Below are 13,409 nucleotides of genomic sequence, written 5' to 3'. Positions count from 1 at the left end.
AATAGTCAAAAAATGAAAAAACTAAGCTTGTTAATATTAGGCCTCTCCCTAGTCGTTTCCTGTGGAAAAGGAGAGTCTGTTGAAGAGTTAATAGAAAAAGGAGATCTTACTGCCATAAGAGCTAAAAAAGCTGAGCTCAGCTCCCTCCAAAGTGAAATATCTGCCGAAATAGCAAAATTGGACGAAGCCATTTCAAAGATGGATGTGAATTCAAATTTTGCACTGGTAGAAGTACAGTCTGTTTCAGATTCCCTGTTCAAGCACTACGTGGAAATCCCCGGTGATGTTGAAACAGATCAAAACATCACAATTTATCCGGAATTTTCGGGAGTTCTTGTGGACGTAAAGGTTGACGAGGGAGACAGGGTCCAAAAAGGGCAAATTCTTGCCCGGATCGATGACGGCGGCTTATCAAGTCAACTGGCACAAATGGAGACCCAGGCTGCACTTGCGAAAACAACTTTTGAAAGACAGCAAAGGCTTTGGGAACAGAACATTGGTAGTGAGATACAGTTCCTCGAAGCGAAGGCTAATTTTGAAGCTATTCAAAATTCGGTGAACCAGATGAGATCACAGCTGGCTAAAACCGTGGTGAGAGCACCTTTTAGCGGCATCATAGACGAAGCTTTCTCTGAAGAAGGGGAAGTAGTAGCTCCGGGTCAAAGCAGGTTGTTCAGGTTGATCAATTTGAAGGACATGTACATCTCTGCAGCAGTCCCCGAATCTTACCTCAACAAGATAAGGAAAGGAACAGAAGTTTTGGTAGAAATTGGCGCTACAGGAACTTCCTTTAAGAGTGAGGTGAGACAGGTTGGAAATTTTATTAATCCAAACAACCGGACTTTTGAGATACAGGTGGCTGTTCCGCAGGAAGCCGAAAACGTTAAGCCAAATCTCATCGCTACCGTAAAGCTAAACGATTACACTTCAGAAGGAGCTATTATAATTCCGGAGAACGTGGTGCAGACCAATGCCACAGGAGAGAAGATTGCCTATGTTCTTGAAAAGGAATCGGACTCTACAGGGGTTGCCAAAAAAAGAGTTCTGGAAACAGGATTATCTTATGAAGACTCTGTTGAGGTACTTTCAGGCCTGGAAGCCGGGGACCTACTTATCATAAGTGGAGTACGCGGTATTCGTGAAGGCGAAAAGGTAAAAATTGCTAACAGCACTTTATAAACAACTATGAAGTTAGATAAAGATTTTAAACTCTCGTCCTGGGCCATTGATAACCGCATGACGGTTTACGTGATCATCGCCATTATTTTCGTTGGCGGTCTCATGTCCTACTACAGCATGCCCAGGGAATCATTTCCCGAGATCATCGAGACCAAGATATATGTAAGTTCGGTAAACCCGGGTAACTCGGCCGAGGATATTGAGAAGTTCATCACCGAACCTCTGGAGGAAGAATTCAACAATATTGCGGGGGTACAGGACATCTCCTCCACTACCCTTCAGGATTATTCCCTTGTCATTGTAGAATTTGATGAAGACATTTCTGTAGATGCAGCCAAGCAGAAGGTAAAGGACAAGGTCGATCAGGAAAAAGCAGCTACTACCTGGCCAACATTAGACAATGGTGCCAAGGTGGAACCCAATGTCTTTGACCTGAACATTTCAGAAGAAATGCCAATCCTCAATGTGAACCTCACCGGAGATTATCCTGTTCAGAAATTGAAGGAATACGCGGAGTACTTACAGGACAGGATCGAGCTGCTTCCGCAGATTAAAGAAGCCTCAGTAAGGGGTGCCGAGGAGAAAGAAGTTGAGATCGCGGTTGACATCTATAAAATGACAGCTTCAAAAGTGAGCTTTCAGGACATCATTAGCGCTGTGAGCATGGAGAACCAAACCATCTCTGGTGGTAACGTGATCACCGGCGGAATACAAAAAAACATCAGGATCCTCGGCGAGGTGAAAAATCCCCAAGAGCTAAATAATGTCATAGTAAAAAGAGAGGACGGAAATGTCTTTTTAAGGGATATAGCCGAGATTCGTTTCCAGGAACAGGAACCTACTACTTTCGCAAGGGAATATGGAGATCCTGTGGTGATGCTTGATATCAAGAAGCGAGGTGGCAAGAACATGATAGAGGCCATTGACAACATCAAACAGATCATCGAGCACGAACAGGAAACCTACCTGCCGGAAGACCTGAAGATCTCCTATTCCAACGACCAGTCTACCATCACTCAAAACATGGTGGATGACCTGGTGAATAATATCATTTTTGGGGTGATCCTGGTAGTTGTAGTACTTATGTTCTTCCTGGGCTTTAGAAATGCACTTTTTGTTGGGTTTGCTATCCCACTTTCCATGTTCCTTTCATTCATCATCCTTTCCAGCATGGGCTTTACCCTCAACACGATGGTACTCTTTGCCCTTGTAATGGGGCTGGGAATGCTGGTAGATAACGGGATCGTGGTGGTGGAGAACGTCTATAGTCTTATGGACCAGGGTGTTCCCCGACTTAAAGCTGCCAAACAGGGTGTGGGCGAGATCGCATGGCCTATAATTGCCTCAACAGCCACAACCCTTGCCGCCTTCTTCCCGCTGGGACTATGGCCCGGAACTATAGGAAAATTCATGATCTACTTCCCAATCACGCTCTCGGTAGTGCTCGGGTCGTCCCTTTTTGTGGCACTCATCATCAACTCCATGCTGACTTCGGAATATATGAAGACCGAAGAAAAGGAGTTGACAAAGAAAAAACTGATTCGTATAAGTGCCATTTTAGGAGGTACAGGTTTGATCCTGGTGACCGCCGGATTTATTCTGGACTTTGGTTCTTTTAGAGCAATTGGAAATTTAGCTATCCTGTTTGCTCTGTTGCTTTGGTTCTATAAATATTTCCTTAGCACCTGGGTCGACTTCTTCCAGTACAGGGCTCTTAAGAAGCTGGAGAGACAGTATGAATCGACGCTTCGTTTCTCCCTTCGCGGAAAAAATTCCTACCTGGTTTTCTTCGGAACCCTGGGCATGTTGATCCTGTCGTTCATTCTGGTGGGCATTGTACAGCCAAAGGTCCTGTTCTTCCCCGAAAATGAACCAAACCAAATCATTACTTATATCGAATTCCCTGAAGGAACCGACATTAGGAAGACCAATGAAGTGACCAGGCAGATCGAAAAACAGATCTATGACGTCATTGAAAAGTACGAAGATGAGGATGGCTACAACTATATGGTGGAGTCGGCTATTTCTCAGGTAGGCCAAGGTGCAGGTAACCCAATGACAGATGGCGGACAGCAAAATGCCATGCCACATAAAGGGAAAGTAACCTTATCAATGAGGGAATTCAAAGATCGTCGCGGGGTGAGGAGTAGTCACGTCTTGTCTGAAGTGCGGGAGGCGGTTCAGGATTTTCCCGGGGCTTCAATAATTGTTGAAAAAGATGCCGCAGGTCCCCCGGTAGGCTATCCTATAAATATCGAATTAAAAGGGGAGGACTACGAGCAGATGCTAATAGAAGCTGAGCAACTTGTGAACTTTATACAGGAACTCAACATCCCCGGAATCGAAGAACTTCAAATAGATGTCAACAAATCCAAACCCGAACTTAATGTCACTGTAGATCGTGTAAAAGCAGGACAACTGGGAGTTTCTACTACTTCTGTAGGACAAACGTTGAGACGTGCCATTTACGGGGAAGAGATCTCTACTTATAAAGAAGGAGATGAGGATTATCCAATAAACATTAGGTTCAATGAAGACTTCAGGTATGACGAAAATGCACTTTTCAATCAGCCGGTAACCTTTAAGAATCAAAATACGGGAGAGTTGGTGCAGGTGCCTATTTCTTCAGTAACAAAAAAGGAACTTACTTCCTCCTTTAGCGCGATCAAACGAAAAGACCTTAAAAGGGTGATCACAGTTTATTCGAACGTGCTTGAAGGATATAATGGTAATGCTATTGTAGAACAACTTCAAACAGAATTGGCGGGATATGATCTACCACAGGATATTTCCCTTCAGTTCACAGGAGAGCAGGAAGAACAACAGGAAAATATGTCCTTCTTATTAAAGGCTCTTTTAATAGGGCTTGGAGGAATTCTGTTGATCCTCGTGGCACAATTCAATTCCATTCCAAAGCCATTGATCATTCTCATGGCCGTCTTCCTGTCCCTGGCGGGTGTGTTTCTTGGAATGGTGGTCTTCCAAATGGACTTTATCATCATTATGACCATGATGGGAATTATCTCCCTGGCGGGAATTGTAGTGAATAATGCCATTGTACTTGTGGATTACACCCAGATCCTCATTGACCGGAAAAAAGAAAGTCTTGGGTTGGAATCCAGTGACCTGCTGACTAAAGGGCAGTATTATGAGATGATCGTCGAAGGAGGTAAGTCAAGATTGCGGCCTGTGCTTTTGACTGCCATAACGACAGTTTTGGGTCTTATTCCGCTCGCAATAGGCTTAAACATAGACTTTTTCTCACTTTTCACAGATTATGACCCTCAAATCTATATTGGAGGGGATAACGTGATCTTCTGGGGGCCGTTGGCGTGGACGGTGATCTTTGGGTTGATCTTCGCCACATTCCTTACCCTCGTGGTAGTGCCCGCTATGCTTTACCTGGTGAACAGGGGCAGGGTCAAGATGAGAAACAGGAGAGAAAGAACACCTGCCTAAAAAGGCACTTTTGACACCTGTATATTAGAAGCCTCCGGAGTAAATCCGGAGGTTTTTTATTTTAATCGGACTATGGCAAAGTGTTTGGACACCTATGGGCGAGAAAAAATAAGTTTAATTAAAAAACAACGAATGAACACTCAGTTAACCATTGATGAACGCAACGCTGTTTTAATTTCAATGGCAAATCTTGTGGAACAGGAAAAAGAGAACATTTTAAAAGCTAATAAGATCGACCTGAACAATTATTCAGGTGACGATCTGGCCATGGAAGACAGGCTAAAAGTGGACGATTCCAAAGTAGAGGGAATGGTTCACTCCTTAAAACATTTAGCTTCCCAGGAAGATCCTGTGGGAGTGGAGCGATTCAGCTTCAAGCACGATAACGGGATGCAGGTCTATAACAGGACTGCCTCCTTTGGGACAGTAATGATCATTTACGAATCCCGTCCCGATGTGACTGTAGAAGCTGCAGGGATTGCCTTCAAATCGGGGAATAAGATCCTTCTGAAAGGGGGGAAAGAATCCCTCAATTCCAATCTGAAGATCGTAGAACTATGGCATAAGGCCCTTGAGGAGAACAACATTTCTCCGAACTGGGTGGAATATCTTCAGTTTGACAGAAAACAGACGCAGGAATTTCTGGCCAATCCAGATCAAAGAGTTGACCTGGTAGTGCCAAGAGGTGGAGAGCGATTGATCAAATTTGTGAAGGAGAATTCTTCGGCACAGGTGATCGTGAGTGGGCGTGGAAATAATTTCGTCTACATCCACAAAAATGCCGACACAGATATCGCACTTGATGTGATCCTGAATGGGAAGACAGGAAAAATTTCAGCCTGTAATGCAGTCGACAAGGTGTTGATCGATTCCAGGCTTCCAAATAAAAAGGAGTTTCTAAACGAACTTTTAGACACTCTTAAAGAACATAATGTTGAGATCATTGCCGATGATTCTCTTGAAGATCTCGACGGTACAAGGCCAGTAAAGAACGAAGATGAGTGGTACGAGGAATTTCTTGATTACAAGGCTTTGATAGGGGAAGTAGATTCGGTTACCGAAGCTATTGCCAAGATCAACAAATATTCAGGAGGACATTCGGCCTCCATAATTTCAAAAGATGATAAAGCTGCGCAGAGTTTCATGCAAAATGTTGACAATGCAGCAGTATATCACAACACCTCCACAAGATTTACCGACGGAGGCCAGCTGGGGCTTGGTGGAGAACTGGCGATAAGCACAGATAAATTACACCAGCGTGGTCCTATTGGACTGCAGCATTTAGTAACCAATAAATGGTATATACACGGAAATGGACAAACTAGATAAAATTTTAGAACAGAATAACATAGAAATGGATACTCCAAAAAAGAAGAAGAGGATACTTTTAAAGTTAGGTTCTAATACGCTAACGAAAGAAACCGACTATATTTCGAGAGGAAAGATTGAAGACATAGGCCGGCAGATCGCCGAACTCAAGGATGAATATGAGTTCGTGATCATTAGCTCTGGAGCTGTGGCAGTAGCCAAGCAGTTTGTGAACCTGGAGCGCAGCGGTGAAAATATTGACGTAAAACAAGCTTTGGCTTCTATAGGTCAGCCGCACTTGATGCGTATTTTCCAGGAGAGCTTTAGGGAACTTGGGTTGTTGATAGGTCAATGTTTATTGTCGCCGAATGACTTTAGCAATGAAGATTCGAGACAGAATATTATTAACACCGTAAATGTGTTGGTAGAGAACGACTACATTCCCATCATTAATGAGAATGATACTTCGTCAACAGACGCCATAAAGTTTGGAGACAACGACAATCTTGCGGCACAGACTGCAGCTCTACTTGATGTGGATCTTTTTATTATAGCGACCAACACCCATGGAGTGTATAAAAAAGGTTCCATTGAAGCCAAAACTCCGGAAACCATTAGAAAGGTGAATGACCTGGAAGAGCTGAAGAAAGAGGTGATGAGTGAGACAAAATCCTCTCATGGTACCGGCGGAATGAGCTCAAAAGTTTCGGCTGCTGCAATTACGCAGAAAGCAAAGATCGAAACCTGGATCGTTAACGGACTTGATGATAATTTTATCCTGAATGCCATTAATGACGAGGTGCATTTTACCAGGATTCATCATTAGATCCTGATTGTAAATCTATAAAATCAAAAAAGCTGTTCAGAAATGGGCAGCTTTTTTTTGTGAAATCCCAAACTACAGGCACCAAATTACAATCCCGACCAGCTTCTTTATATCCTTATCATTCAGAGCAGAGCCTTTGCGGAGCGAAGAATCTTCTTCGTACTAAAGAGATTCCTCCTTCGTCGGAATGACATTTTTTCTCCTTTAAAACCTCCCCTCCTTGGAGGGGTGTCCGCAGGACGGGGTGGGGATCTTATGTCGCCCTTACAGGGCTATGGGTACAGGAATATTTATAGCCGGGGCTAAAGCCCCGGCTATAAATATTTCGCCCCGCTGGGGCTCAGGTCTTACCACCGTAGTTGGCAAAAACTATTAGCCACATAAAGAAAATCGCGCATTTGTTGTCAAAAATCCATCTGTGCATCCGTGGCTAAAAGTAAGCACTCCTCGTCAAGGATTTCAATTCCGCGCTAAAAAACATTCGAATTCTGGCTCCTTGCCAGACCTGCCAAAGTTTTCATACTGTGGTATTCAAAAAGGAATTAAAATTTGAATTTTCTGGGGTAGAACTTTGGCAGGTCTTACCGGGTTTCAACAGGGACAAACAAATAATTATTTGTGCATTCGTGGCTTAAATTTTTCTACAATACCTCCCAAAAATGTCATTTTTGACTCCCCTTTCTATTTAAACCCGATTTTTCTCCATTAACTTTTTTCAATCTCTCCTCTATCCCACGAGTTCTTCTTATTTTTGCTGCTTTAAAAACGATCAACTTATGTACAGAAGCCATACCTGCGGGGAATTAAGAATAGAAGATAAAGGAAAAGAAGTAAAGCTTTCCGGATGGGTGCAAAAGATAAGGGACAAAGGCTTTATGGTATGGGTTGATCTTAGGGATCGTTATGGAGTGACCCAGCTGATCTTTGATGAGGAACGCACAGATAAGGAAATGATGGATAAAGCTTCCCAGCTTGGGCGCGAATTCGTAATCCAGGTTTCAGGAGAAGTTATTGAGCGGGTTTCCAAGAACCCGAACATGCCTACAGGTGATGTGGAGATCCTGGTTTCAGAACTAAAAATATTGAATTCCGCACAACTCCCGCCGTTCACAATTGAGGATGAGACCGATGGTGGCGAGGACCTGCGTATGAAGTACAGGTATCTGGACATCCGAAGGAATCCGGTGAAAAATAAGTTGATCTTCCGCAGCAAAGTGGCAATGGAGGTCAGAAAATTTCTTGCTGAAAAAGGCTTTATTGAAGTTGAAACTCCGGTACTGATCAAGTCGACTCCCGAAGGTGCTCGGGATTTTGTGGTACCAAGCCGTATGAATGAAGGCCAGTTCTATGCCTTGCCACAGTCGCCACAGACCTTTAAGCAGTTGCTCATGGTTGGCGGAATGGACAAATATTTCCAGATCGTAAAATGCTTTAGGGATGAAGACCTTCGCGCCGACAGGCAGCCGGAATTCACCCAGATCGACTGCGAAATGGCTTTTGTGGAACAGGAGGATATTCTAAACACTTTCGAAGATTTTACCCGCCATCTTATCAAAGCCGTAAAAGGAGTTGACGTGACCGAATTTCCACGTATGACCTATGATGAAGCCATGAGGAAGTACGGAAATGATAAACCCGATATTCGCTTTGGAATGGAATTCGGAGAACTCAATGATCTGGCCAAGAATAAAGGGTTCAATGTCTTCGACCAGCAGGAACTGGTAGTGGGAATCGCAGTTCCGGGTGCTGCCTCCTATACAAGAAAAGAGATCGATAAGCTTATCGAGTGGGTGAAGCGACCGCAAATTGGTGCTACCGGACTGGTTTGGGCGAAGTACAATGAAGACGGCACTTTAAAATCTTCAGTAGATAAATTTTACTCAGAAGAGGATCTCAAGACCTGGGCAGAAAGAACAGGAGCTAAAGCGGGAGACCTAATTCTGGTTATGGCTGGAGATGCACATAAAACCCGCACTCAATTAAGCGCTTTACGTATGCACCTGGGAAATGAACTGGGACTTAGAAAGGCCGACGAATTTGCACCACTATGGGTGGTAGATTTTCCCCTTTTAGAGTGGGATGAAGAGACAAATCGATACCACGCCATGCACCACCCTTTTACTTCTCCAAAACCTGAAGACATTAAGTTGCTGGACACGGATCCGGGGAAAGTCCGCGCCAATGCATATGACCTGGTACTAAATGGAAATGAGATTGGTGGTGGATCAATAAGGATCCACGACAAAAAGACGCAGGCGATGATGTTCGATCACCTTGGATTTACTCCGGAAGAGGCTAAAGCTCAGTTTGGCTTCCTCATGGATGCCTTCCAGTACGGAGCGCCTCCTCACGGCGGAATAGCTTTTGGCTTTGACAGACTCGTTGCAATACTTGGGGGTCAGGAGACCATTAGGGATTATATTGCCTTCCCAAAAAACAATTCGGGAAGGGATGTCATGATCGATGCCCCGGCAAACATTAGCGAAGACCAACTTAAAGAGCTAAATTTGAAGGTGACACTACAGCAGTAAGGCTGCACCTATAGACCTATTACATAACCAACCATGCCGGGTAAAAAGAGAAAATCATTATTACTCAGGTTCCTGCTGTGGAGGACAAAGTACCTTTCGCACCGGCAATTCTTGTTGATCCTTAGCGCGGTAATTGGTTTCTTATCCGGTCTTGTGGCTGTAGTATTAAAGAACCTCACCCACTTCATTCAATTACTGCTGGAGGGAGAGTTGATCGTGAATTACCACGATGCATTCTACTTTATTTTTCCCCTTGTAGGATTACTCCTTACCTACCTCATCATAAAATTCGGAGTAAGAAATAAGATCGGCAATGGTATTCCTACCACGCTCTACGCAATTTCACAGCGGAAGGGATTAATACGAAATTTTCAATCCTATGCTTCGATGCTCACTGCGCCGGTAACGGTTGGTTTTGGTGGATCTGTTGGGCTTGAGGCGCCAACGGTGATCACGGGTGCTGCCATTAGCTCCAATCTCTCGAGAATATTCAAGATGAACCAGGCCACCCGCACTTTGCTTATAGGTTGTGCAGCGGCAGGCGCCATGTCCTCATTATTTAAAGCTCCAATTGCAGCCATTATCTTTGCCATAGAGATTTTTGCGCTAGACCTAACGCTGGTTTCCATGATCCCGCTGTTGCTCGCATCGGTATCTGCCATTCTCACTTCCTATTTTTTCTTCGGAAATGACATCATCTTACATTATTCCTTAACTGATGAATTTGATATAACCGAAGTACCTTTTTATATCCTATTGGGGGTAGTAGCTTCTGTATGTTCTGTTTATTTCACTAAGATCTACTTCAGGCTTACAGGAAAATTTGATAAAATTGGTTCCCCCTTATTCCGACTTCTTATAGGGGGAGCAGGCCTGGGAATCCTGGTTTTCTTTATTCCGCCGTTATACGGGGAAGGTTATGATGTGATCAATTCCCTTCTGGAAGGGGATTATCTCGCAGCTTTGGGAAGTAACCTTTTTGATGAATATTTAGATAACTTTTTTGTGGTGGTTTTACTACTTGCAGGCCTTGTGGTTTTTAAGATCATTGCTACCGCCTTTACTATTGGGGCAGGCGGAGTGGGTGGAATCTTTGCGCCGGTGCTCTTTATGGGAAGTGCCATGGGACATTGCTTTGCCCTTATCTTTAACAATCTGGGAGTATTAAGGAGCCCCCTTTCCCTGAGTAATTTTACTTTGGTGGGGATGGCAGGTTTAATGGCCGGAATTATGCATGCTCCTCTCACTGCGATCTTCCTTATTGCTGAACTTACCCGGGGATACGACCTTTTTGTACCCCTTATGATCACCGCTGCAATCTCCTTTGCAATCACCAATCAATTTCAACCCCATTCTGTCTATACCATGGACCTGGCATCCCGTGGCGAATTAATTACACATAATAAGGATCAGGCGGTATTGACACTATTGAATATCAATCAGGTGATCGAAAAGAATTTTGTGCCGCTAAACATCAATATGAATCTTGGAGATGTGATAAAAGAGGGGGTAGTGAAATCTTCCCGGAATATATTCCCGGTGATTGACGACGATAAGGGTTTTAGAGGAATCATCCTGTTAGATGACCTGCGCCCCATCATGTTTCAGCAGAATTTATACAATGAAGTAAAAGTTAGCGAGATCATGCAGAGTGCGCCTGAAATTATTTATCTTGACAGGGACAGGATGAGCGATGTGATGAACAAATTCCAGCAAAGTACAGCATGGAACTTACCTGTTGTGAAAGATGATAAATATGTAGGATTTGTGTCAAAGTCAAAGTTATTGACGGCCTACAGACAAAAATTAATTGAAGTAACAGTATGAAAACATTAGGAATTCTCACCCAGATAGTTGCCGTTTTAATAGGAATCTCCTTCCTGGTAGGATTTTATATTATGCAGATCGAGGATGATGAAGTGTTGGGAGACAGGATCATTGGACTCACCGTATTGGCCAGTGTCTTCATCCTGCTGCCTATGTTCCTGGTGCTTCGCTGGAGAGGGAAAAAATTAAAAGATTACACCCTTTCCGATGAAAATTTGAAAAAAATGAAAGACAGAAAAAAGAAGTAACTACCACATTTTAAAATTTTTAGAAATAAATAACAATTTGATTAAGGGCCATTTCAATTATTAGATTATGTTTGTACTTTATTAATTATTATTTTTTTACAATGGAAGGTACAGTTAAATTTTTCAATGAGTCTAAAGGTTACGGATTCATCACCAACGACGACACAGGAAGAGACATCTTCGTTCACGTTACCGGGTTAAATGGTGAAACACTTAACGAAGGTGACAAAGTTGAGTACGTTGAAGAAGAAGGAAGAAAAGGATTGACCGCAACTAGAGTGCGCGTTATCAGCTAATCATATATATTAGTTTTTATTCTATCAAAAAGTCCTGCACGGTGTGCAGGACTTTTTTTATGGCTATACGTGATGTAGTTCCTTTATACCATCCAGCATTTCAGAAGTCATTCTATCGAGGTCAAACTCATGCTTCCATCCCCAATCTTCCCTTGCGCAGGAATCGTCAATACTGGAAGGCCAGGAATCTGCAATGGCCTGCCGGAAGTCGGGATCATAGGATATTTCGAATGCCGGAATGTGCTTTCTAATGGAAGCTGCAAGAGTTTTTGGAGTGAAGTTAAGAGCCGAAAGATTATAGGAAGAACGGATCTTTACCTTTTCTGCCGGAGCTTCCATCAAGGAAATAGTAGCTCTAATTGCATCATCCATGAACATCATAGGCAATTCGGTGTCCTCTTTTAAGAACGAAGTGTATTTTCCAGTTTTTAATGCCTCATGGTAGATCTCCACTGCATAATCTGTGGTGCCTCCGCCGGGAAGAGTCTTATAGCTAATGAGCCCCGGATAGCGAATGCTGCGTACATCTACCCCGAATTTTCTGTTGTAGTATTCACACCAGCGTTCTCCTGCCTGTTTACTAATCCCATAGACCGTTGTAGGTTCCATTATCGTAGTTTGGGGAGTATCATGCTTTGGCGTGGTAGGCCCAAAAACAGCTATGCTCGAAGGCCAGAAGACCTTGGATATCTTCTTGTCTTTTGCCAAATTGAGCACGTGAAATAGCGATTCCATGTTCAATGCCCAGCCCTTCATAGGAAACTTTTCAGCTGTTGCACTTAGCATTGCAGCCATAAGGTAGACCTCATCAACTTCGTACTGTATCACCAGATCCTCGATCTGGTTGTAATTGGTAGCATCGGCAATTTCAAAAGGCCCGGAAGACATAAGTTCCTCGTTTCCTTCTCTAATGTCGCAGGCAATTACATTGGAATTTCCATTCTTTTGACGAAGTGCCATTGTAAGCTCGGTTCCAATTTGCCCGCAAGCACCAATTATCAATATCTTTGAAGCCATAAAAGTTTTCTGTTTTCGAGTAGAAGCAAAGATATCTATTTCGGGATAGATGGAAAATTCCGCAGCGGTAAATCACCCTTCGGGGATCATCAAAATTGCAGATCTTTTCCACATAATAACTTACCTTTAAAAAATGAGAAAAATCCTTTCCCTTTTAGTGATCATTTCTTTATTCGCCTGCGACGAAAAGGAGAAAACCGCACAAAAGGCTCCTGTGCAAGGTAAAACTTCGTTTTCAGATCAACTGGAAGTTAACTCCAACCGCACTGTAAATCTTCTACCTGAGGCGAGGCAGTTGGCGGGGGAATGGCTTGCTTATGCCACAGCACAGAATGAGATTCAAAATTTGGAGCGCAGTACGGGCCTGGAGATCATGGGATCTTCAAATAATCTTGTGCAGATCATGGAGACGCTTCAAAGTTCAATACCCGACACCTTGAGAAGTAATGCTGTAGAGGCACGGGTGAATGTACTTTATACAAAAGCCCGGGTGCTGCAGCAACTTTCAAATAAAAAACAGAAGAATCCCGACGAGATCTTTGAGGTAGCCGAAGACCTTGTGGTGGAATTTGACAATTTCAAACTTCAGCTAAACGAATTATTCCTCAAAACACCCGAAAATTTTGAAATGGAGCTGGATGATGAATTTGAACAATCCCTGGAACCAGACAGCACCGGAACTATTCCACTCTTTAGAGAGGCAGATATTTAATACGAA

General features: G+C 43.4%; 10 protein-coding genes. 9 read left to right on the top strand and 1 reads right to left on the bottom strand.

What is annotated here, in order from left to right; translation table 11 throughout:
* Window positions 1-12: 12 nt before the first annotated feature.
* From VR862_RS08075 to VR862_RS08040, 8 genes are all read left to right on the top strand, one after another.
* Window positions 13-1,179 carry an efflux RND transporter periplasmic adaptor subunit gene (locus tag VR862_RS08075; RefSeq protein ID WP_324720448.1) on the top strand — a complete coding sequence of 389 codons (1,167 nt, stop codon included), beginning with the start codon at window positions 13-15 and terminating at the stop codon, window positions 1,177-1,179.
* A 6-nt stretch (window positions 1,180-1,185) separates the two neighbouring features.
* Window positions 1,186-4,638, top strand: coding sequence for an efflux RND transporter permease subunit (locus VR862_RS08070; protein WP_324720447.1), 3,453 nt, complete (start codon window positions 1,186-1,188; stop codon window positions 4,636-4,638).
* Between the two features lie 132 nt (window positions 4,639-4,770).
* Window positions 4,771-5,967 carry a glutamate-5-semialdehyde dehydrogenase gene (locus VR862_RS08065; RefSeq protein WP_324720446.1) on the top strand — a complete coding sequence of 399 codons (1,197 nt, stop codon included), beginning with the start codon at window positions 4,771-4,773 and terminating at the stop codon, window positions 5,965-5,967.
* Window positions 5,951-6,772 (top strand): glutamate 5-kinase, encoded by an 822-nt coding sequence (gene proB, locus VR862_RS08060; protein ID WP_324720445.1) that lies wholly within the window; start codon window positions 5,951-5,953, stop codon window positions 6,770-6,772. The genes VR862_RS08065 and proB overlap by 17 nt, the downstream gene beginning before the upstream one ends.
* Window positions 6,773-7,548: 776 nt before the next feature.
* Window positions 7,549-9,303, top strand: a complete 1,755-nt coding sequence (gene aspS / locus VR862_RS08055) for an aspartate--tRNA ligase (protein ID WP_324720444.1) — start codon at window positions 7,549-7,551, stop codon at window positions 9,301-9,303.
* A 33-nt stretch (window positions 9,304-9,336) separates the two neighbouring features.
* Window positions 9,337-11,130, top strand: coding sequence for a chloride channel protein (locus VR862_RS08050; RefSeq protein ID WP_324720443.1), 1,794 nt, complete (start codon window positions 9,337-9,339; stop codon window positions 11,128-11,130).
* Window positions 11,127-11,378, top strand: a complete 252-nt coding sequence (locus VR862_RS08045) for a hypothetical protein (protein WP_324720442.1) — start codon at window positions 11,127-11,129, stop codon at window positions 11,376-11,378. The genes VR862_RS08050 and VR862_RS08045 overlap by 4 nt, the downstream gene beginning before the upstream one ends.
* Window positions 11,379-11,479: 101 nt before the next feature.
* Window positions 11,480-11,674: a cold-shock protein gene (locus VR862_RS08040; RefSeq protein ID WP_324720441.1), complete on the top strand. Its 195-nt coding sequence runs from the start codon at window positions 11,480-11,482 to the stop codon at window positions 11,672-11,674.
* A 63-nt stretch (window positions 11,675-11,737) separates the two neighbouring features.
* Here the strand turns inward: VR862_RS08040 and VR862_RS08035 are convergent, their stop codons facing one another.
* Window positions 11,738-12,691, bottom strand: coding sequence for an NAD-dependent epimerase/dehydratase family protein (locus VR862_RS08035; RefSeq protein WP_324720440.1), 954 nt, complete (start codon window positions 12,689-12,691; stop codon window positions 11,738-11,740).
* A 133-nt stretch (window positions 12,692-12,824) separates the two neighbouring features.
* On the opposite strand from VR862_RS08035, the gene VR862_RS08030 reads away from it, so the two are divergent.
* Window positions 12,825-13,403 (top strand): hypothetical protein, encoded by a 579-nt coding sequence (locus VR862_RS08030; RefSeq protein WP_324720439.1) that lies wholly within the window; start codon window positions 12,825-12,827, stop codon window positions 13,401-13,403.
* Window positions 13,404-13,409: the final 6 nt, after the last annotated feature.

The sequence above is a fragment of the Salinimicrobium aquimaris genome, assembly GCF_035607535.1.
Lineage (GTDB): Bacteria > Bacteroidota > Bacteroidia > Flavobacteriales > Flavobacteriaceae > Salinimicrobium.
The sequence above is the reverse complement of the archived record's forward strand: the minus strand, read 5'-3'. Positions and strand labels throughout refer to the sequence as shown.

Coding starts and splice junctions, on each gene's coding strand:
- VR862_RS08065 (WP_324720446.1), top strand. CDS start 4,771: ATGAACACTCAGTTAACCATTGATGAACGCAACGCTGTTTTAATTTCA.
- VR862_RS08035 (WP_324720440.1), bottom strand. CDS start 12,691: ATGGCTTCAAAGATATTGATAATTGGTGCTTGCGGGCAAATTGGAACC.
- proB (WP_324720445.1), top strand. CDS start 5,951: ATGGACAAACTAGATAAAATTTTAGAACAGAATAACATAGAAATGGAT.
- VR862_RS08030 (WP_324720439.1), top strand. CDS start 12,825: ATGAGAAAAATCCTTTCCCTTTTAGTGATCATTTCTTTATTCGCCTGC.
- VR862_RS08040 (WP_324720441.1), top strand. CDS start 11,480: ATGGAAGGTACAGTTAAATTTTTCAATGAGTCTAAAGGTTACGGATTC.
- VR862_RS08050 (WP_324720443.1), top strand. CDS start 9,337: ATGCCGGGTAAAAAGAGAAAATCATTATTACTCAGGTTCCTGCTGTGG.
- VR862_RS08075 (WP_324720448.1), top strand. CDS start 13: ATGAAAAAACTAAGCTTGTTAATATTAGGCCTCTCCCTAGTCGTTTCC.
- aspS (WP_324720444.1), top strand. CDS start 7,549: ATGTACAGAAGCCATACCTGCGGGGAATTAAGAATAGAAGATAAAGGA.
- VR862_RS08045 (WP_324720442.1), top strand. CDS start 11,127: ATGAAAACATTAGGAATTCTCACCCAGATAGTTGCCGTTTTAATAGGA.
- VR862_RS08070 (WP_324720447.1), top strand. CDS start 1,186: ATGAAGTTAGATAAAGATTTTAAACTCTCGTCCTGGGCCATTGATAAC.